Source organism: Bacillus sp. SD075, from assembly GCF_017355165.1.
Taxonomy (GTDB): Bacteria; Bacillota; Bacilli; order Bacillales; family DSM-1321; genus Peribacillus.
This window is the reverse complement of sequence record NZ_JADILK010000003.1, coordinates 57,379-79,446: the sequence shown is the minus strand read 5'-3', so window position 1 is coordinate 79,446 and position 22,068 is coordinate 57,379. Positions and strand designations below refer to the sequence as shown.

At 41.6% G+C, this 22,068-nt stretch carries 18 protein-coding genes; all 18 read left to right on the top strand.

Annotation, left to right across the window (positions count from 1 at the left end):
* Positions 1-209: 209 nt before the first annotated feature.
* The 18 genes from IOC57_RS03630 (at position 210) to IOC57_RS03545 (ending at position 22,051) form a co-directional block, all read left to right on the top strand.
* A complete protein-coding gene (locus IOC57_RS03630) occupies positions 210-983 on the top strand; it encodes an undecaprenyl pyrophosphate synthase (RefSeq protein WP_207437451.1) in 774 nt (257 codons plus the stop codon).
* 25 nt (positions 984-1,008) lie between these two features.
* Positions 1,009-1,806 (top strand): phosphatidate cytidylyltransferase, encoded by a 798-nt coding sequence (locus tag IOC57_RS03625; RefSeq protein WP_207437450.1) that lies wholly within the window; start codon positions 1,009-1,011, stop codon positions 1,804-1,806.
* A gap of 43 nt (positions 1,807-1,849) precedes the next feature.
* The gene (gene dxr, locus IOC57_RS03620; RefSeq protein WP_207437449.1) at positions 1,850-3,010 is read left to right on the top strand and encodes a 1-deoxy-D-xylulose-5-phosphate reductoisomerase; all 1,161 of its coding nucleotides are present in this window, start codon (positions 1,850-1,852) and stop codon (positions 3,008-3,010) included.
* 7 nt (positions 3,011-3,017) lie between these two features.
* Positions 3,018-4,286 (top strand): RIP metalloprotease RseP, encoded by a 1,269-nt coding sequence (gene rseP, locus IOC57_RS03615; RefSeq protein WP_207437448.1) that lies wholly within the window; start codon positions 3,018-3,020, stop codon positions 4,284-4,286.
* Positions 4,287-4,549: 263 nt separating this feature from the next.
* Positions 4,550-6,250: a proline--tRNA ligase gene (locus IOC57_RS03610; protein WP_207437447.1), complete on the top strand. Its 1,701-nt coding sequence runs from the start codon at positions 4,550-4,552 to the stop codon at positions 6,248-6,250.
* Positions 6,251-6,414: 164 nt separating this feature from the next.
* Positions 6,415-10,737, top strand: a complete 4,323-nt coding sequence (locus IOC57_RS03605; protein WP_207437446.1) for a PolC-type DNA polymerase III — start codon at positions 6,415-6,417, stop codon at positions 10,735-10,737.
* 193 nt (positions 10,738-10,930) lie between these two features.
* The gene (gene rimP / locus IOC57_RS03600; RefSeq protein ID WP_063231836.1) at positions 10,931-11,404 is read left to right on the top strand and encodes a ribosome maturation factor RimP; all 474 of its coding nucleotides are present in this window, start codon (positions 10,931-10,933) and stop codon (positions 11,402-11,404) included.
* A gap of 43 nt (positions 11,405-11,447) precedes the next feature.
* The gene (gene nusA / locus IOC57_RS03595) at positions 11,448-12,578 is read left to right on the top strand and encodes a transcription termination factor NusA (RefSeq protein ID WP_207437445.1); all 1,131 of its coding nucleotides are present in this window, start codon (positions 11,448-11,450) and stop codon (positions 12,576-12,578) included.
* Positions 12,579-12,594: 16 nt separating this feature from the next.
* A complete protein-coding gene (gene rnpM, locus IOC57_RS03590) occupies positions 12,595-12,870 on the top strand; it encodes an RNase P modulator RnpM (RefSeq protein ID WP_061462443.1) in 276 nt (91 codons plus the stop codon).
* 4 nt (positions 12,871-12,874) lie between these two features.
* Entirely contained in the window at positions 12,875-13,180 is a 306-nt protein-coding gene (locus IOC57_RS03585) for a YlxQ family RNA-binding protein (protein WP_061144653.1), read from the top strand.
* A 19-nt stretch (positions 13,181-13,199) separates the two neighbouring features.
* A complete protein-coding gene (infB, locus tag IOC57_RS03580; RefSeq protein WP_207437444.1) occupies positions 13,200-15,356 on the top strand; it encodes a translation initiation factor IF-2 in 2,157 nt (718 codons plus the stop codon).
* Positions 15,353-15,634: a DUF503 domain-containing protein gene (locus IOC57_RS03575; RefSeq protein WP_057913375.1), complete on the top strand. Its 282-nt coding sequence runs from the start codon at positions 15,353-15,355 to the stop codon at positions 15,632-15,634. The genes infB and IOC57_RS03575 overlap by 4 nt, the downstream gene beginning before the upstream one ends.
* A 17-nt stretch (positions 15,635-15,651) precedes the next feature.
* Entirely contained in the window at positions 15,652-16,020 is a 369-nt protein-coding gene (gene rbfA / locus IOC57_RS03570) for a 30S ribosome-binding factor RbfA (protein WP_034313607.1), read from the top strand.
* Positions 16,021-16,189: 169 nt separating this feature from the next.
* Positions 16,190-17,110, top strand: coding sequence for a tRNA pseudouridine(55) synthase TruB (gene truB / locus IOC57_RS03565; protein WP_207437443.1), 921 nt, complete (start codon positions 16,190-16,192; stop codon positions 17,108-17,110).
* Positions 17,111-17,143: 33 nt separating this feature from the next.
* Entirely contained in the window at positions 17,144-18,094 is a 951-nt protein-coding gene (ribF, locus tag IOC57_RS03560; protein ID WP_207437442.1) for a bifunctional riboflavin kinase/FAD synthetase, read from the top strand.
* Between the two features lie 135 nt (positions 18,095-18,229).
* Positions 18,230-18,499: a 30S ribosomal protein S15 gene (gene rpsO, locus IOC57_RS03555; RefSeq protein ID WP_053345367.1), complete on the top strand. Its 270-nt coding sequence runs from the start codon at positions 18,230-18,232 to the stop codon at positions 18,497-18,499.
* Between the two features lie 319 nt (positions 18,500-18,818).
* Positions 18,819-20,936: a polyribonucleotide nucleotidyltransferase gene (gene pnp / locus IOC57_RS03550; RefSeq protein WP_207437441.1), complete on the top strand. Its 2,118-nt coding sequence runs from the start codon at positions 18,819-18,821 to the stop codon at positions 20,934-20,936.
* A gap of 155 nt (positions 20,937-21,091) precedes the next feature.
* Positions 21,092-22,051 (top strand): polysaccharide deacetylase family protein, encoded by a 960-nt coding sequence (locus IOC57_RS03545; RefSeq protein ID WP_207437440.1) that lies wholly within the window; start codon positions 21,092-21,094, stop codon positions 22,049-22,051.
* The last annotated feature ends 17 nt before the right edge of the window (positions 22,052-22,068 follow it).

The following is a 22,068-nucleotide window of genomic DNA, read 5'->3' as shown; positions in this document are numbered from 1 at the left end:
CATAACCGATTTTAGAAAAAAAGAAGTAATGATTTCACCCTTTCTAGCTTCTAATGAAGAAATAATTTTCATAATAATAATATGAGAACCAGTTTTTTTTTGATATTATAATATAGATTCTTTTTAAGCGGCAGAAAGCTTGATATACATAGTGCACGAAAACTTTGCCTTTGTAGAGAGATAAGTACAACCTGATGGGGGACTAACATATGTATTCACTTTGGAAGCGTTTCGTTAAAAAAGATGCTTCTTCCGATGTAACAAATAGGATTCAGCATATTAAACAGTTTGAAGTTCCTCAGCATATCGCCATCATTATGGATGGGAATGGCCGTTGGGCCAAAAAGCGTGCATTGCCTCGTGTGGCGGGTCATCATGAAGGAATGAAAACCGTTCGTAGAATTACGAAAGTTGCCAATAAATTAGGGGTCAAAACTTTGACTGTCTATGCGTTTTCCACTGAAAATTGGAAACGTCCGAAAAGTGAAGTCGACTTTTTGATGAAGCTTCCCCAGGAATTTCTTGGGACATTTTTACCCGAGCTCATTTCCGAAAATGTAAGGGTTGAAACGATAGGGGACTTATCACTCATTCCTTCACATACTCAAAGCGCCGTTATACGGGCGATGGAAGACACGAAAGACAATGATGGGATGATTCTGAATTTTGCCCTGAACTATGGAAGCCGCGGAGAGATTGTATCTGCAGTGAATAGCATCATTCAAGATGCCAAGAATGGTATAATAAAGGAAAATGTAACTGAGGAAACCCTATCCAGTTACCTTATGACCAAACATTTGTCGGATCCAGATTTACTGATCCGTACAAGCGGTGAAATCCGATTGAGTAATTTCATGCTTTGGCAGGCGGCTTATACTGAGCTGTGGTTTACTGAGGTGCTATGGCCGGATTTTAGTGAAGAGCATTTATTGCAGGCAGTTGAGGAGTATCAAAAGCGTTCACGAAGATTCGGTGGCGTTTAATGTAGAAGGCGAGGAAATTGGAATAATGAAACAACGAATTATTACGGCGGTCGTAGTTGCCGCTATATTCATTCCACTAGTCATTTTAGGGGGCATTCCCTTTTTACTGACGGTTTATCTGTTAGGGTCAATTGGTTTGTATGAACTGATGAAAATGAAAAAGTTACGTGTACTATCTTTTGAAGCATTTCTTTCTCACATATTATTGTGGGTGCTTTTATTGCCTAATGAACATACCGCTTTTTTAGCAGAAATGAATTACGATAAAGTTCAAGTCTTTTTAATCGGGGTTTTGCTGCTGTTGCTTTATACAGTCGTTTCAAAAAACCGTTTTACTTTTGATGACGCAGGCTTTCTAGTGATTTCAATCCTATACTTAGGGATAGGTTTCTACTACCTATTTGAAACACGTGACTCTTTGGGGTTGGGGCTGATCTATATTCTGCTTACCCTATTTACGATCTGGGCGACCGATTCCGGAGCCTACTTCATAGGTAAATCATTTGGTAAAAGAAAGCTATGGCCAGAAATAAGTCCAAACAAGACGGTGGAAGGATTTATTGGCGGGTTATTTTCCGCGATGATAGTGGGTGTTCTATTTTACGCCTTCTCCAGCCTTGACTACACGTTAGTACAATTATTATTGATTTCATTAATCATTGGGGTATTCGGCCAATTGGGTGATCTCGTCCAATCGGCGTATAAACGTCATTATGGCGTTAAGGATTCAGGCAAGCTTCTCCCCGGACATGGTGGAATTTTGGACAGGCTCGATAGCGTGATATTCATTTTACCGATTTTGCATTTATTGCATGTTTTATAATATAAATATAGGCAAGCGTTATATGAATTAGGAGATGAACAATTTGAAAAATATCAGCCTTTTGGGCGCGACAGGATCGATTGGTCAACAAACAGCGGATGTAGTTAGGTCCCATCCAGATCAATTCAAGATCGTGGCGCTTTCTGCTGGAAAGAATATAGAATTGGTCAGGACTTATATACAAGAGTTTGAACCGAAACTGGTTTCAGTCCAGACGGAAGAAGATTATCATGTTTTGAAGAGTGAATTCTCCGGCAGCAAAGATATCGAGTTCATGTATGGAGATGAAGGATTGACTGCTGTTGCTGTTTATGATCAAGCGACGATATTGGTCAATGCCGTCATCGGAAGCGTGGGTCTATTTCCGACACTTCAAGCAATAAAGGCTAAAAAAGATATTGCTATTGCCAACAAGGAGACCTTGGTGACGGCAGGTCATTTGGTCATAAGTGAAGCAAAAAAAGCAGGGGTCAGGTTGCTGCCGGTTGACAGTGAGCATTCCGCTATTTTTCAGGCATTGCAAGGTGAAAAGGACAAAAATATAGAACGTCTTGTCATTACTGCTTCAGGAGGCAGTTTTCGAGATCGGAACAGGGAAGAATTGAAGGATGTAACGGTGGAAGAGGCTCTGAACCATCCGAACTGGTCCATGGGAGCTAAAATCACGATCGATTCAGCATCAATGATGAATAAAGGGTTGGAAGTAATTGAGGCCCACTGGCTATTCGATCTTCCCTACGATAAAATTGATGTATTGCTACATAAGGAGAGCATCATCCATTCCATGGTTGAGTTTCATGACTCCAGCGTTATAGCGCAGCTGGGGACACCGGATATGCGGGTGCCGATACAATATGCACTTACTTATCCAGACCGTATTCCGCTAGCGGGTCGCAAACGACTTAACCTTGCTGAAGCAGGCAAACTGCATTTTAACGATATGGATTTCACCAGATATCCTTGTTTGCAATTCGCCTATAAAGCGGGTAAAATGGGCGGAACGATGACTACTGTGTTGAATGCAGCCAATGAAGCCGCAGTTTCTGCTTTCTTATCTGGAAAGGTAACCTTCCTTGAAATTGAAACGTTAATTGAAAAGGCACTGAATCAGCATTCTGTCATAGCCCTTCCAGATTTAGAAACGATTCAGGAAGTGGATCATATGACAAGGCAGTATATAGAATCTTTAGTGAAAGATAGGTGACCGGAACATGCAGACTTTAGAAACGATTATAGCGTTCATCATCATTTTTGGCGCTCTTGTATTTTTCCATGAGCTTGGGCACTTAGTGTTTGCAAAGCGTGCAGGGATTTTATGCCGTGAGTTCGCAATCGGTTTCGGGCCAAAAGTATTCACATATAAAAAGAAGGAAACCGTTTATACCATTCGATTGCTTCCTCTTGGCGGGTATGTGCGCATGGCTGGTGAAGACGCAGAGAATATAGAATTGAAACCAGGCTATCGCGTGGGATTAATGTTTGATAATGAAGAGAATGTTACAAAAATCATTTTGAACAATAAAGATAAATATCCTGATATTCGTCTTGTGGAAGTTGAAGTGATCGACCTTGATCATAAACTGATCCTTACTGGTTATGAAGAGGGCGAGGAAGATACACTAAAAACGTTTGCCATCCATAAAGAAGCGGTGATCGTTGAAAATGGTGTAGAAAACCAGATTGCTCCTTTTGACCGGCAATTTGCCTCAAAGTCGCTTGGGCATCGTTTCCTAACGATTGTAGCGGGTCCGGCAATGAATTTTGTTTTGGCTTTTGTCATTTTTGTATTGATAGGCCTGTTTCAAGGAGTCGTGGTGGATGAAGCGAAACTTGGTGAGTTGACTCCAGAGGGTGCGGCAGTAAATGCCGGTTTAAAATCGGGGGATGTCATTCAATCAATAGAAGGGACGGAAGTCTCCACTTGGGGAGATGTTCAGGAAAGCATTCAAAAGAACCCTGGACAAGAGATCGAGTTTGTCGTTGATAGGGACGGGAAAACTTTAGAAGTTCCGGTTGTACCACAAGAAGTGGAGAGGGAAGGGAAGAAAATCGGGATTATCGGTGTTTACCCTCCGGTTGAAAAAGCACCGATTAAAGCTATACAATATGGTTTTACAGAAACGTATTTTTGGACAAAACAAATCTTTATCATCCTTGGTGACCTCGTAACCGGTGGATTTACGATTGACAGTTTATCTGGCCCAGTAGGAATATATAAATCAACTGAGGAAGTAGCGAAACAAGGTTTATTCACGTTAATGAAATGGGCAGGGCTTCTCAGCATTAACCTGGGAATCATGAACTTGCTTCCGTTACCGGCATTGGATGGTGGAAGACTGTTATTCTTTGTGGTCGAATTCTTAAGAGGGAAACCAATTGACCGTCAAAAAGAAGGAATGGTCCATTTCATAGGCTTTGCTTTGTTGATGTTATTGATGATTGTCGTTACATGGAATGATATCCAGCGATTCTTCCTGTAAGACATGTTTGGATAATTCACAGGCCAGCAGATTTATCTGTTGGTCGTTTTCTTATTCGAAGGGATTTCCTAGTTTTTTACCCATTTTGGGGAAATTGTTTGTTTTCTAGTGAAATCGTAAGTATAATCGAGAATGAGTATATTAAATTAGCTTTTCTGAATAAACGGAAAGTCTTTTTTGTATGAAATGACCGTATTAATGTTGCGGTATGAATTTTACCGTAGCTGCAAGTAATTTATAGGAAATATTGAAGAGGTGCAGATATGAAACAAAGTATGACGTTGATCCCTACATTGAGGGAAGTGCCTGCAGATGCTGAAATCAAAAGTCATCAGCTGCTATTACGTGCAGGATTTATGAGACAAAACTCCAGCGGGGTTTATAGTTATATGCCGCTTGGAAAAAAGGTACTTCAAAAGGTTGAGGCGATCGTTCGGGAAGAAATGGAAAATGCTGGCGCAGTAGAACTGTTGATGCCGGCTTTACAACAGGCCGAATTTTGGCAGGAATCTGGTCGCTGGTATACCTATGGTCCAGAGTTGATGCGGCTTAAGGATCGCAACAACCGTGAATTTGCGCTTGGTGCCACTCATGAGGAAGTGATCACCAGCTTAGTTCGCGATGAGGTGAAATCCTATAAGCGTCTTCCATTAACGGTTTACCAAATCCAAACCAAATTCCGGGATGAAAAAAGACCGCGTTTCGGATTGTTGCGCGGACGAGAGTTCATCATGAAGGATGCTTATTCTTTCCATGCTAATCAAGAAAGCCTGGATGCTGTTTATAAAAATCTATATGCGGCATACTCGAATATTTTTAGCCGTTGTGGATTGAACTTCCGTGCAGTCATTGCCGATTCGGGTGCAATGGGTGGTAAGGATACACATGAATTCATGGTACTTTCTGAAATAGGGGAAGATACTATCGCATATTCGGATACTTCCGATTATGCAGCTAATATTGAAATGGCACCGGTGAGTGTGAAATATGAAAAAAGCTCCGAAGAACAAATTGCACTTGAAAAAGTTCATACACCAGATCAAAGATCGATTGTAGAAGTTGCTTCATTCTTGAATACTGAGGCAGAGAAACTAATAAAATCGTTATTGTTTAAAGTGGATGAAAAGTATGTGCTTGTCTTGGTACGAGGAGATCATGAAGTAAATGATATCAAGCTGAAGAATTTCTATAATGCTTCAATTGTTGATTTGGTCGAACCAAATGAGACGAAAGAAGTCTTAGGATGTACAATTGGATCTCTTGGACCAATCAATGTCACTTCTGAAGTGGAAGTGATTGCGGATGCTGCCGTCGAAGCCATGGTTAATGGAATTTGTGGTGCAAATGAGGAAGACCACCATTATGTGAACGTAAACCCGGCTCGTGATTTTAACGTGGCCAATTATATAGATCTTCGTTTCATCCAAGAGGGTGACCCATCACCGGATGGAAACGGAAAAATTAAATTTGCCAAAGGGATTGAGGTAGGTCACGTATTCAAATTAGGAATTAAATATTCCGAAGCTATGAATGCGACATTCCTGGATGAGAATGGGCGGTCGCAGCCTATGATTATGGGCTGTTATGGCATTGGTGTTTCCCGTACACTTGCAGCTGTTGCTGAACAATTCAACGATGAAAAAGGATTGGTCTGGCCAGCGAATTTAGCGCCGTACCAAGTCCATTTGATACCAATCAATATGAAGGATGAGGCTCAGGCAGCCCTGGCAGAAGATTTATATAATGATTTAAAGGCACAGGGCATGGAAGTTCTTATGGATGATCGACAAGAACGTGCTGGCGTAAAATTCGCAGACTCTGACTTGATCGGTCTTCCTGTCAGGGTGACTGTAGGTAAAAAGGCATCCGACGGAATTGTCGAAGTGAAAATTCGTAAAACGGGTGAGGTTCTTGAAATTGAAAGAGCTGAACTGATTCAAAAGCTTCACGAAACAATTGGGTAATATAAAATAGGGGAATCAGGCATCATTCAATTGGATGATGCCTTTCCTTTTCATGGATCTGGATACTAGTGAAACATTCATGATATGTTATAATAGCCTCTGATATCAAAAAGAAAATGATAGTGAATAATATCTAAAAAGATAGTAGATAGGGGAGAGAGGGAATGGATCAAAAACCAAATAGCGGTAGAGAGAGATTTCAACTCTTGCTCCAGCAAATGGACTTGACTGAGGATGCCTTTGTGAATTATTTCATAGGCGCCGAAATTGATAAACTCTCAATCGAGAGGGAGTCCAAAACATGGCATTTTGCCTTTAATATACCTGCATTAATTCCTTGCAGTGTTCATACAAGACTTGCTACTCATCTAGCAAGTACGTTTTCCCATATTGCAAAGGTTACATTCAACTTGAATGTGGCCAATCCGCAAGTGACCGAACAATTGGTGAAGGAATATTGGAAAAATTGCATTGGCGAGCTTGAAGGCATGTCTCCAGCACTGTTATCACTTCTGAATGAACAAGTGCCAGCGGTGAATGGATATAAGCTTATCGTAAGCGCCCGTAATGATACGGAGGCTGGTCAGTTGAAACGAAAATACTCCGGCATCATTTCGAATATCTACCAAACATTCGGTTTTCCTCCACTGACTCTTGAAGCGGAAGTGAAGGAAACGGTTTCGAATCCTGATTACCAGAAGTTTTTAGAAGAGAAACAAAAGGAAGACGCAGAAAAGGGACTTGCTGCCCTAGTGGAAATGCAGAAAAAAGAATCGGAAAAAGGCAGCGATGACGGCGTCTACGAAGGACCGGTTAAAATTGGCTATACGATTAAAGAAGATGCGGATTTCCGCAGAATTGAACAGATTATCGATGAAGAGCGCAGGATTGCTATCGAAGGCTTCGTTTTTGATGCAGAAGTGCGTGAGCTGCGCAGCGGACGAAGCCTGTTGACTTTTAAAGTCACCGATTATACCAGCTCGATCTTGGTCAAAATGTTTTCGCGTGATAAAGAAGATGCTGCCATACTTGCCCGAGTGAAAAAAGGGATGTGGGTACGTGCCCAAGGCAGCATCCAAAATGATACATTCGTACGTGACCTTGTGATGATCGCAAATGATATAAATGAAATTTCTAAACAAGGACGGCAGGATAAGGCTCCAGAAGGGGAAAAGCGTGTCGAACTGCATATGCATACCCCAATGAGCCAGATGGATGCAGTGACACCTACTTCCGCGCTTGTTGCCCAGGCTGCAAAGTGGGGACATAAAGCTGTGGCCATTACAGATCATGCGGGAGCACAATCATTCCCTGAAGCTTATAGTGCCGGGAAAAAGAATGGTATCAAGATCCTTTATGGCGTAGAAGTGAATCTTGTAGATGATGGTGTACCAATTGTTTATAATGAGGCGCATATCGCTTTGTCAGATGCCACCTATGTTGTGTTTGACGTAGAGACGACAGGCCTGTCAGCCGTTTATGATACGATCATTGAATTTGCTGCAGTGAAAATTCGTGACGGTGACATCATTGATCGATTCGAGTCATTTGCGAATCCGCATCACCCACTATCCAATACGACGATAGAGTTGACTGGAATAACTGATGATCTTGTTGAAAATGCTCCAGAAGTCTCGGAAGTACTAGAAAAGTTCAAGGACTGGGCGGGCGATGCGATTCTGGTTGCCCACAACGCAGCCTTCGATATGGGCTTTTTGAATATAGGTTATAAAAACATGGGTTATCCTAAAGCTTCCAATCCAGTTCTAGATACATTGGAACTTGCCCGTTTCTTATATCCGGAGTTTAAAAATCACCGGTTAAATACATTATGTAAAAAGTTCGATATTGATTTGACCCAGCATCATAGGGCCATCTATGACGCAGAAGCCACAGGTTACCTTATGCTGAAGATGCTGAAGGATGCAATGGAAAAGGAGATTACCCATCATGATCAACTTAATGACAATATGGGTAAAGGAAATGCTTATCAGCGTTCCCGGCCCTCCCATTGTACGTTGATCGCGCAAACACAGGCTGGCTTAAAAAACCTTTTCAAATTAATTTCAATAGCACACATCGATTATTACTATCGTGTGCCCCGATTACCGCGCTCACAACTTAAAAAGTATCGTGAAGGAATTTTGGTCGGATCGGGATGCGATAAAGGGGAAGTGTTTGAAGGGATGATGCAGAAGGGTTTTGAGGAAGTCGTCGATATTGCCGAATTCTACGATTATCTTGAAATCCATCCGAAGGAAGTGTATCAGCATTTGGTTGAGCTTGAATATGTACGGGATGATAAATCATTGGAAACGATCATCTCCAATATCGTCAAGCTTGGTGAAAAATTGGATAAGCCAGTCGTAGCCACGGGAAATGTGCATTATTTGGATCCGAATGATAAAATTTACCGTAAAATCCTTGTGAATTCACAAGGTGGTGCAAATCCGCTGAATCGTCATAAACTTCCTGATGTGCATTTTCGGACAACTGATGAAATGCTACGGGAATTCTCCTTCCTCGGATCTGAGAAAGCCAAGGAGGTCGTGGTAACCAACACGAATAAAATCGCTGATATGATTGAAGAAATCAAGCCAATCAAGGATGAGTTATACACACCTAAAATTGAAGGTGCAGAAGAAGAGATGCGTGAAATGAGTTATGGCATGGCAAGGAAGATTTATGGAGAGAACCTGCCGGAAATCGTGGAAGCACGTCTTGAGAAAGAATTGAAAAGCATCATAGGGCACGGTTTTGCCGTTATTTATTTAATTTCACACAAACTTGTTAAAAAATCATTGAATGATGGTTACTTGGTTGGCTCAAGGGGATCGGTTGGGTCATCTTTCGTTGCCACCATGACTGAAATTACAGAGGTGAATCCGCTTCCGCCGCATTATGTATGTCCGGAATGCAAGAAATCCGAATTCTTCAATGACGGTTCTGTAGGTTCCGGTTTTGACCTGCCCGATAAAGACTGTCCCGATTGTGGCATTGCGTATACAAAAGACGGGCATGATATCCCGTTTGAAACTTTCCTTGGATTTAAAGGGGATAAGGTTCCCGATATCGACTTGAACTTCTCCGGTGAATATCAGCCGAAGGCCCATAACTATACGAAGGTCTTATTCGGTGAAGAATATGTATATCGTGCCGGAACGATTGGTACGGTCGCGGAAAAAACGGCTTATGGATATGTTAAAGGGTATTCCTCTGATAATAATATCCATATGCGTGGAGCTGAGACTGATCGCCTTGTTGCCGGTTGTACTGGTGTGAAACGGACGACAGGACAGCATCCGGGCGGAATCATCGTTGTTCCGGATTATATGGATATCTATGATTTCACACCTATTCAGTTCCCAGCGGATGACAGGAATTCCGAGTGGAAAACAACTCACTTTGATTTCCATTCCATTCACGATAATATTTTGAAACTTGATATACTTGGACACGATGATCCGACTGTTATCCGGATGCTTCAAGACTTAAGTGGCATCGATCCTAAGACCGTTCCTACCGATGATCCTGAAGTGATGAAAATATTCAGCAGTACTGAATCCTTAGGTGTTACCGAAGAACAGATCATGTGTAAAACGGGTACGCTTGGCATCCCGGAATTTGGTACTCGTTTTGTCCGGCAGATGCTTGAAGATACGAAACCTACGACATTTTCGGAGCTTGTTCAGATCTCAGGGCTTTCTCACGGTACGGATGTATGGCTGAGCAATGCACAGGAACTGATCCACAACCGGATATGTACACTAAGTGAGGTTATAGGCTGTCGGGATGATATTATGGTCTATCTGATTTATCAAGGCCTCGATCCTTCCCTAGCATTTAAAATTATGGAATCTGTACGTAAAGGGAAAGGGCTCTCGGAGGAATTCGAAGAGGAAATGAGGAAGAATGAGGTTCCGGAATGGTATATCGATTCGTGTAAGAAGATTAAATACATGTTCCCGAAAGCCCATGCTGCAGCTTACGTCTTGATGGCTGTCCGGATTGCTTATTTTAAAGTGCATCTGCCTTTATTGTATTATGCAGCCTATTTCACAGTACGTGCCGATGACTTTGAAATCGACGCAATGACTCGGGGATCGCAAGCGATCAAATCAAAAATGGAAGAAATCATGGTAAAGGGATTGGATGCATCCACAAAGGAAAAGAATACATTGACGGTTCTTGAACTAGCTTTGGAAATGTGTGAACGCGGATATGCATTCGCTAAAGTGGACTTGTACAAATCCAGTGCAGATCAATTCTTGATTGAAGGAAATACGTTGATACCGCCTTTCAATTCGATACCTGGGCTAGGAACGAATGCAGCGATCAATATTGTTAACGCGCGGAAAAATGGTGAATTCCTCTCCAAAGAAGATCTTCAACAACGGGGGAAAGTTTCGAAGACCATCCTTGAATACCTTGATAAACAAGGCTGTCTGGAGTCATTGCCTGAACAAAATCAGTTATCTTTATTTTAAAGAAGAAACTGATTTCAAAAAGGAAGAAACAGACATGGTATTTGCATAAAAATCTTGATTATGGTATATTTTTATTGGAAATACTAAGAGGAACCAATGGCAAGAGTGGGGAAACCCACTCTTTCGTGTTGTATTGACCATTTAATTTTGAATCCGAAACCAAGCGCATACAACGCACGTATGGAGGAAACAAATGAGTAAAAAGGTAACGGAAGTCGTAGAGGAATTAGCACTACCAATTCTTGAAGAATTGCAGCTTGAATTAGTCGAAGTGGAGTATGTGAAGGAAGGTAAAAGCTGGTTCCTTCGAGTGTACATTGATAAAGAAACAGGCGTAGATATTGATGATTGCGGAAATGTGAGTGAAAAACTCAGTGAAAAGCTTGATGAGGTTGATCCGATTCCACAAAATTATTTTCTCGAAGTTTCATCACCCGGAGCTGAAAGGCCTCTGAAAAAAGAGAAGGATTTCCTTAATGCTATCGGTAAAAATGTTTACATAAAAACATACGAGCCCATTTTAGATGAAAAAGAATTCGAAGGTATCCTAACCAGTTTCGATGGTGAAGAAGTGACACTCGAAGTCAGAATCAAGACAAGAAAGAAAACGATTGTCATACCATTCGAAAAGGTAGCCAAAGCAAGATTGGCGATTACCTTCTCTTAAGTCAAGCAAATCATTAATTTAAATATCCGTAAGGGGGATCACCATGGGCAATGAGTTATTGGATGCTCTCTATATTTTAGAAAACGAAAAAGGAATTTCCAGGGAGGTTTTGATCGATGCGATTGAATCTGCCCTTATATCGGCATATCGCCGTAACTTTAACCAAGCACAAAATGTACGTATCGACTTGAATCTTGGTAAAGGAACAATGCGTGTATTTGCCAGAAAAGACGTCGTTGACGAAGTATTCGATTCGCGTCTGGAAATTTCTGTTGAAGAAGCAAGAGCAATTGATCCCAACTATCAGTTAGAGGATATTGTCGAAATGGAAGTAACACCTAAGGATTTCGGCCGCATTGCTGCACAAACAGCAAAACAAGTCGTGACTCAAAGGGTGCGTGAAGCGGAACGAGGCATCATTTATGCCGAATTCATCGATCGTGAAGAGGATATCATGACTGGTATCGTTCAACGTCAGGATTCCCGATTCATTTATGTGAGCCTAGGTAAAATTGAAGCTTTGCTCCCGGTGAATGAGCAAATGCCGAATGAACAGTATAAACCTCATGACCGCATTAAAGTTTTCATCACTAAAGTTGAAAAGACTTCCAAGGGCCCGCAAATTTTTGTATCTCGTTCACATCCTGGCCTTTTAAAACGTTTATTCGAAATTGAAGTGCCTGAAATTTTTGATGGAACAGTGGAAATTAAGTCAGTTGCCCGCGAAGCAGGCGACCGTTCAAAAATCTCAGTGCACTCCGATAACGAAGAAGTAGATCCTGTCGGTTCCTGTGTAGGCCAAAAAGGACAGCGTGTTCAGGCCATCGTCAATGAATTGAAAGGTGAAAAGATCGATATCGTTAAATGGTCGGAGAATCCGGTCATTTTCGTTGCGAATGCTTTAAGCCCTTCCAAAGTACTTGAAGTTATTGTAAAAGAAGAAGAAAAGGCGACGACTGTAATCGTTCCGGATTATCAACTTTCCCTGGCAATTGGTAAGCGTGGACAAAATGCCCGTTTAGCTGCCAAGCTTACAGGCTGGAAAATTGATATCAAGAGTGAAACGGAAGCCCGCGAAGCTGGTATTTATCCTGTGGAAGAACAGGAATTCCTTTTGAGCAGAGATAGTTATGTTACTGAAGAGGAAGCAGAATTCGAAGAGGATAACGAGTAATTCGAGGTGAAAAAAGATGAATAGCCGAAAAAAAATCCCGATGCGTAAATGTGTGGCAACAGGCGAGATGAAGCCGAAGAAAGAACTCATTCGCATCGTTCGATCTAAAGAAGGGGAAGTCAGCCTTGATCCGACCGGAAAGAAATCGGGAAGGGGAGCTTATTTGACTCTTGATCGGGATGTTATCGAGCTGGCCAAAAAGAAAAATGTGCTGGCTAATCACCTTAGTACCCAAATCGACTCTTCCCTTTATGAACAATTGCTTGAATTAGTGAATAAGGAGAAAAACTAACAACATGACCCAACAACAACAATGGATGTCTCTATTAGGTTTGGCCAATCGAGCACGCAAGCTAATTTCGGGTGAAGAATTAGTGGTTAAAGAGATTAGAAGCGGTAATGCCAAAGTTGTTATTTTATCCGCGGACGCTTCAAAAAACACTGAAAAAAAAATATCTGATAAGTGCGCATTTTATCAGGTTCCTTTAAAAAGAGTCGAAAGCAGGTCAATGCTCGGCCATGCGATAGGTAAGGATGCTAGAGTTGCCGTCGCAGTTCTGGATGAAGGTTTTGCACAAAAACTCCGAACGCTGCTCGATTAAATTTTACGGGGGTGAACGTATGACAAAATTGCGTGTATATGAATATGCAAAACAGAAGAACGTTTCAAGCAAGGATGTAATAAATAAACTTAAAGAAATGAATATAGAGGTAACAAACCATATGACAGCATTAGACGATTCAACTGTAAATAAATTAAACGATTCAATCAAACCTAAAAACGAAGATAAAAGCCAAGCTACTGAACCAAAAGCTAACGCTACGGTCGCGAAGTACGAAGCGGAAGCGGATGAAAAGAGCACAGTCAATAAAGAAAAACTGAAGAAGAAACCACCAGTTAAACCTGTAGGGACAAAAAAACCAACAGGTCAGTTCAACAAGGGTCGCAATAACAAGAATAAAAATAATAAACAAAGACAACAAGCGCCTCAGGCACCTGTTACAAAACGTAAAGAAAGAGAACTTCCAGAGAAAATTACGTTTTATGAGTCTTTGACGGTTATGGAACTTGGAAAAAAACTTCACCGTGAACCTTCTGAAATCATTAAAAAGCTCTTTATGCTTGGTGTTATGGCAACAATCAACCAGACTTTGGATAAAGATGCAATTGAATTGATTTGTGCGGAATACGGTGTAGTGGCTGAAGAAGAGATTCGTGTCGACCTAACAGACCTTGAATCACTTGTCACTGAGGACGCTTCTGAAGATTTGATTGAACGTCCGGCTGTCGTGACGATCATGGGACACGTTGACCATGGTAAAACGACATTGCTTGATTCTATACGCCATACAAAAGTTACTGAAGGCGAAGCGGGTGGAATCACGCAGCATATCGGCGCTTATCAAGTTAAAGTTAATGATAAGAAAATAACATTCCTGGATACACCAGGCCATGCTGCGTTTACAACAATGCGTGCCCGCGGTGCACAAGTTACCGATATCACCATTCTAGTCGTCGCTGCGGATGATGGCGTTATGCCTCAAACGATTGAAGCGATCAACCATGCTAAAGCGGCAGAAGTTCCAATTATCGTCGCTGTCAATAAGATGGATAAAGAAGCTGCCAATCCGGATCGTGTCATGCAAGAATTGACAGAACATGGTTTAGTTTCTGAAGCATGGGGCGGAGACACAATTTTCGTACCAATTTCAGCTAAAAACGGTGAGGGTATCGATAGCTTGCTTGAAATGATACTTCTTGTCAGTGAAGTGGAGGAGTATAAAGCGAATCCAACTCGTAAAGCGAATGGAACGGTTATCGAAGCACGTTTGGATAAAGGGCGCGGATCGGTTGCCACTTTGCTTGTTCAAAACGGAACGTTGAAAATCGGTGATCCGATTGTTATCGGTAATACATTCGGACGTGTTCGTGCTATGGTTAACGATCTTGGACGCCGTGTTAAGGATGCAGGTCCTTCAACACCGGTTGAAATCACTGGATTGAACGAAGTGCCACAGGCCGGTGATCGTTTCATCGTCTTTGAAGATGAGAAAACAGCTCGTCAAGTTGGGGAAGTGCGTGCACAGAGACAACTTGCTTCACAACGTAATGAAAAATCCCGTGTAACCCTGGATACATTGTTCGAGCAAATGAAAGAAGGGGAAATTAAAGAATTGAACATCATTTTAAAAGCTGATGTTCAAGGTTCTGCGGAAGCAGTAGCCGCCTCCCTGAATAAAATAGAAGTGGAAGGCGCTAAAGTGAAAATCATACACATTGGCGTCGGTGCCATTACAGAGTCTGATATCATCCTTGCTACAGCTTCTAATGCAATCGTCATCGGATTTAACGTCCGTCCTGACGTGAATGCAAAGCGTGCAGCTGAATCAGAAAATGTTGATGTCCGCCTTCACCGCATCATCTATAAAGCGATCGAAGAGATCGAGTCGGCAATGAAAGGGATGCTTGACCCTGAATTCGAAGAAAAAATTATCGGTCAGGCTGAAGTTCGTACGACTTTCAAAGTATCCAAGGTAGGTACGATTGCCGGTTCTTACGTTACAGAAGGAAAAATTACACGTGATAGCGGAATTCGCTTAATTCGTGAAGGTGTCGTCATTTACGAAGGTGAAATTGATGCATTGAAACGTTTTAAAGATGATGTAAAAGAAGTGGCAACGAACTATGAGTGCGGTATTACGATTAAAAATTACAACGACCTTAAAGAAGGCGATGTAATTGAAGCGTATGTAATGGAAGAGATCGAGCGTAAATGATCGTTGGCTCTGTCCAATGTGAATGCATCATCCATGACACCCATTCTTTGAAAGAAAAAAGGGCCGTGCTTCAGCGTGTCATGACACGGCTTAAGCAAAAGTTCAATATTTCTGTAGCAGAGACCGATTTTCAGGATTTATGGCAGCGGACAAAAATTACTATCGTAACTGTAACATCCTCAAGGAAGGCTACTGAACGGGAACTTCAAAATGCCCTTAAATTTCTAGATTCTTTTCCGGAACTAGAGCGAACAATAACAGATATAGACTGGCTTTAGGCTATCGAGGTGATATTATGAGCCTTCGTTCAAATCGTGTTGGCGAACAAATGAAAAAAGAGCTGAGTGAAATTATCGGCCGAAAAATTAAAGATCCAAGAATCGGGTTTGTTACAGTGACTGATGTCGCGGTTACAGGCGATTTACAACAGGCAACAGTTTATATTTCCGTTTTGGGTGACCAGGAACAAAGGGAGAAAACCCTTCAAGGTCTAGCTAAGGCGAAAGGATTCATGCGTTCAGAAATTGGGCAGCGAATCCGCCTGCGTAAAACTCCTGAACTGTTTTTTGAATTTGATGAATCGGTCGATTATGGTAATCGTATCGAGTCGTTGATTTCCCAAATCAATTCAGAGGATAAACCGGCTGAAAAAGACGAGGAATAAGCAAGCAGTAAAAGGAGGCCGACTCAATAAGTGCTTTGCACTTCTTGAAGTCGGTCTCTTTTTTTTTGAAAAAAGAATATGTAAAAAAACGAAAAACACCTTTCGGAATTGAAATTCATTTTGCTTTATGAGAGTAGTTTAGGTGTTTTATAAATGATGAGGTGAAAGCGTGAACGGTATTCTTCCATTATGGAAACCCAAGGGATTGACATCCCATGATTGTGTTTTTAAATTAAGAAAGATTTTAAAGACAAAAAAAGTAGGGCACACAGGTACTTTAGATCCTGATGTAACAGGGGTCTTACCTATTTGTATTGGCAGGGCAACTAAGATAGCCGAATATTTGACAGAAGCCGGCAAAGCGTATGAAGGGGAAGTGACCCTTGGTTTTTCAACGACAACTGAAGACGCAAGCGGTGAAAAAGTGGAAGAGAAAAAGATTGATCAAGTTATTCAGCGTGAACGGATTCTGGAAGTGTTGGAATCATTGACTGGAAAAATCGAACAGACGCCGCCGATGTTTTCAGCGGTAAAGGTAAACGGAAAGAAGTTATATGAATATGCCCGTGCAGGGATAGAAGTGGAGAGGCCGACGAGAGAGATCACCATCTATGATATTACCCTTCTCGATGATCGTTCTGAATTTAAAGGGGAAACCATTTCATTCCGTTTTCGAGTCAAATGCAGCAAAGGAACATACATTCGGACGCTTGCAGTCATGATGGGTGAAGAACTGGGGTTTCCTGCCCATATGTCTGATTTGACTCGCATTGAATCAGCAGGTTTTAAGCAGGAGGACTGTTTCACATTTTCTGAAGTGGAAGAGTTCATGGAAAGTGGACAAACGGATGAATTTCTGTTGCCTTTGGAGCGGGGATTATTTCATTTGCCCAAATTTCAGATTAGTGATAAAGTAGCAAAGAAAGTACTTAACGGTGCGGTATTGGAACAAACAAAGGATGTTGTTGTTGAAAAAGGGAAGCCTTTTGTGATGGTCGACCCAACAGATAAGGCTATTGCCATCTATCAAATACATCCGACAAAAGAGGGATTAATTAAACCTGTAAAAGTATTGGCACAAGAATTATAGACTGTTTTACCGCCGGAAAGAGGAGATTGAAAGGTGAAAGTGATCGCAATAGAGCATCCTCATCAATTTAATTCGGAGGATTTTCCCGAGCTTGTAATGGCGCTTGGATTTTTTGATGGAATACATAAAGGTCATCAGATTGTTATCCAAACAGCCAAGCAAAAAGCCGGTGAAATGAATCTTAAGTCAGCAGTCATGACATTTGATCCGCATCCATCTGCAGTACTGGGTAGGAAAACGGAAAATATCCGCTATATCACTCCACTTGAAGATAAGGTGGATATCATAGGGGCGATGGAGATAGATTATTTATTCATTGTCAATTTCAGCAAGGAATTCGCTTCTGTGCTGCCGGAACAATTCGTTGACGAGTACATTGCCGGGCTGAATGTCCGCCACGTAGTTGCAGGCTTTGATTATTCATACGGTCGCTATGGTCAAGGATCGATGGAAGATTTGCCTATTTACGCAAAGGGCAGGTTTTCGCAGACAGTCGTTGCAAAACAGACACTTGAAGATGAAAAGGTTAGCTCGACCAGAATCAGGGAAACTCTCGGTAATGGTAACTTTTCCGACTTTTATCATTTGGCCGGCAGACGTTTTTTAACGAAAGGTCATGTCATTCACGGTGAAAAACGGGGCAGGAAGTTGGGATTCCCCACTGCTAATATTGAAGTAAGTGACGATTATATCTTTCCTGCTGCAGGCGTATATGCCGTCAGGATCAAAATAAGAGGTAAATGGTATAATGGAGTTTGCAATGTCGGTTACAAACCTACGTTCCACGAAGAAAAACCTAAATATCCCACTGTAGAGGTTCATGCCTTGGAGTTCTCGGGAGATATATATGGCAGCCAGGTTTCGGTAGAGTGGCATACAAGACTGAGGAGTGAGCAGAAATTTTCCGGTCTTGAAGCATTGGTCGCCCAGATTGAAACGGATAAGCAACATGCAATCGCCTATTTTGAAAAGCTTGAAGCATAAAAGACAAGACTTGCAATTTTAATAAAAAACATGTATTCTATTGTATGTATGAAAATAACCATTGCTTGGCTAGTCGAGACTCCGACGCTGGCTCGGTAATAGGTGATTTTACAGAATTTTAGGAGGAATAATAACATGGCAATTACACAAGTACGCAAAAACGAACTTATCGCTGAGTTCAGAACTCACGATACTGACACTGGGTCTCCAGAAGTTCAAATCGCAGTATTAACAGAAGAAATCAACAACTTGAACGGTCACTTACGTACACACAAAAAAGACCACCATTCACGTCGCGGTCTTCTTAAAATGGTAGGTAAACGTCGTAATCTTTTGACTTACCTACGTAACAAAGACGTTACTCGTTACCGTACACTAATTAACAAATTAGGTCTACGTAGATAATTTTTTCAGGAAGGCGGGAAATTTCCCGCTTTTTTGATGTTAATCAAATGATTTGGACGTATTCTACATAAGGCTGAGCCTTCGTCCTTGGGACTCGGCAGGAGCCGGGTCCTTTTCCGTTTATAAATGATCAGGATATACATAATCAAATGAATGAAATTTTTATTCATTTTACTGTTAATGCTTGTTTTTTTCGTGCATAATAGGAATAGTTTGGTTTTAACTCGAGTTCAGTTACTTTCACATATAAATGATTTAATCCAATACAGGTTTAGGTAAACTAAGCCTCTAAGTGAAGATTCAGAGAGGGGTTTAATAAATGGGACAGGAAAAACATACGTATTCATTTGACTGGGCCGGCCGTAATGTAACGGTAGAGATAGGGCAATTGGCCAAACAAGCAAACGGAGCAGTTTTAGTCCGTTATGGAGAAACTGCCGTATTAAGTACAGCAACAGCTTCGAAGGAACCTAGAAATGTCGACTTCTTCCCTTTGACAGTGAACTACGAAGAAAGACTTTACGCAGTCGGTAAAATTCCGGGAGGCTTCATCAAACGTGAAGGCCGGCCAAGTGAAAGGGCCATTCTTGCAAGCCGTTTAATTGATCGTCCAATCCGTCCGCTTTTCGCCGATGGCTTCAGGAACGATGTTCAGATCATCAGCATGGTCATGAGTGTCGATCAAGATTGTTCTACGGAAATGGCAGCTATGCTAGGCTCTTCCCTTGCACTTTCAGTTTCCGATATACCTTTCGAAGGTCCAATTGCTGGTGTTGTAGTGGGGAGAATCAATAATGAATTCATTATTAACCCTACTGTTGACCAACTAGCTGAAAGTGACATCAATCTGACGGTTGCCGGCACTAAAGATGCTATCAACATGGTTGAAGCAGGGGCCAATGAAGTACCAGAGGAAACCATGCTTGAAGCAATCATGTTTGGACATGATGAAATCAAGAAGATCATTGCCTTCCAAGAGAAAATCGTTGCTGAAATCGGCAAGCAAAAAATGCAGGTCACTTTATATCAAGTGGATGCTGAACTGGAAGCAGAAGTGAAAGGCCTATGTGGAGCAGACTTGAACAAAGCTGTACAAGTTCAGGAAAAGCATGCTCGTGAAGACGCGATCAAAGAAGTAAAAGATCGTGTGTTGGTTCATTATGAAGAAGAGACGGATGAAGAAAAATTAAAGCAAATCAAAGAAATCCTGAATAAATTGGTCAAATCCGAAGTCCGCCGTTTAATCACTGAAGAAAAAGTGCGTCCGGATGGCCGTAATCCTGACGAAATCAGACCATTATCATCAGAAGTTACCATTTTGCCCCGTACACATGGTTCCGGTTTGTTCACGCGCGGTCAAACCCAAGCGCTATCCATCTGTACATTGGGTGCACTCGGTGATGTGCAGATTCTGGATGGACTTGGAACCGAAGAGTCAAAACGTTTTATGCACCACTATAATTTCCCGCATTTCAGTGTTGGGGAAACTGGCCCTATCCGTGGAGCAGGACGTCGTGAAATCGGTCATGGTGCACTCGGTGAAAGAGCACTGGAGCCTGTCATTCCTAACGATAAGGACTTCCCATATACAATCAGGCTTGTTTCTGAAGTGCTTGAATCAAACGGTTCAACATCACAAGCAAGTATCTGTGCAAGCACTTTGGCAATGATGGATGCCGGTGTTCCATTGAAAGCTCCAGTTGCAGGTATTGCTATGGGTCTTGTCAAAACAGGTGAGCACTATACGATCTTAACGGATATTCAAGGTATGGAAGATCATCTGGGAGACATGGACTTTAAAGTCGCAGGTACTTCAAAAGGAGTTACTGCCCTGCAAATGGATATTAAGATTGAGGGTCTTTCTAGAGAGATTCTTGAAGAAGCATTACTTCAAGCCAAACATGGCCGGATGCATATTTTGGAATCAATGATGTCAACAATCAATCAACCGCGTGAGCAGTTATCCCAATATGCTCCAAAAATCGTTACAATGTCCATAAATCCGGATAAGATCCGTGATGTCATTGGACCGAGCGGAAAACATATCAACAAGATCATTGAAGAAACTGGCGTGAAAATTGACATTGAACAAGATGGAACGGTATTCATATCTTCCACTGACGAACCAATGATTCAAAAAGCGAAGAAAATCATTGAGGATATCGTACGTGAAGTCGTGGTGGGCGAACTATACTTAGGTAAAGTTAAACGTATTGAAAAGTTCGGTGCCTTCGTTGAAATCTTCAATGGTAAAGACGGTTTGGTACATATTTCTGAACTGGCTGAAGAAAGAGTTGGAAAAGTGGAAGATGTCGTTTCACTTGGCGATGAATTATTGGTCAAAGTTACTGAGATTGATAAGCAAGGAAGGGTAAACCTTTCTCGTAAAGCGGTCCTGAAAGAGCAAAAAGAGGCAGCTAATCCTTCTCAATCGTAATAAAAATGAAATTCCGGCATGCGATTCCTTGTGAATCTGCATGCTTTTTTTGTTTTAAGTATTGGAATAACCATAGTGTGAATGGCATTAAAAGGATGTCATGTTCTACCTTGTCCGTTTTCTTCATACATTTTGGTATGAAGGGGGCGTAAAAAATGAATAATAAATGGAAGCAGATAGTTGCGATAAGTGCCATTGCAGGTATATCATGGTTATTAGTGCAAAATCCATATACACAAATTTATTTGACCCAATTAATCGATGATTCAGTTGCTTCAATGAAGCAAGAAGACGAGCTTCTTTTACAAATAAAAGATTCAACAAAAAAATATGAGATTGCACCACAGGATGCACGAATAGACTCTGTTTGGAAAACCGTTCCTGCGTATAACGGCCTGAAGGTAAATATTGATGATTCGTATAAAGCCATGAAGAAGGAGGGCGTATTCGATAAGGATAAACTGGTATTTCAGCAAGTACCTGCAAAGATACATATGGAGGATCTGGATCCGGCTCCGATTTACCGGGCCCATCCCGAAAAGCCAGTGGTTTCATTTTTAATCAATGTGGCCTGGGGGAATGAATACTTACAAGATATGTTGGCTGTGTTAAAAAAGAATAATGTCAAGGCCACTTTTTTCCTTGAAGGTAATTGGACCAAAAAAAACCCTGATTTGGCCAAGATGATTAAGGGTGGCGGGCATGAAATTGGAAATCATTCCTATTCACATCCCGATATGAAAAACATATCCGCCCAAGCTACACGTGAGGAAATTCGAAAAACGAACGAAGTCATTGAAGCGGTGACAGGTTTGAAAATGAAATGGTTCGCACCTCCAAGTGGAAGCTACCGGGACGAAACGGTGAAAATTGCAGATTCATTCGGTATGGAGACAGCCATGTGGAGTGTGGATACGATCGACTGGCAAAAGCCAAGCCCTGAGGCCCTTCAGCAAAGAGTGCTTTCTAAGGTACACCCAGGAGCATTTATATTGATGCATCCGACGGAATCAGCTGCAAAATCATTGGAAACGTTAATAATTGAAATAAAAAAGAAAGACTTAGATGTTGTTACCGTTTCGGAAGCAGTAGATGAAGAGCGATCGAATCCATAATGTATTGGTAACGATAG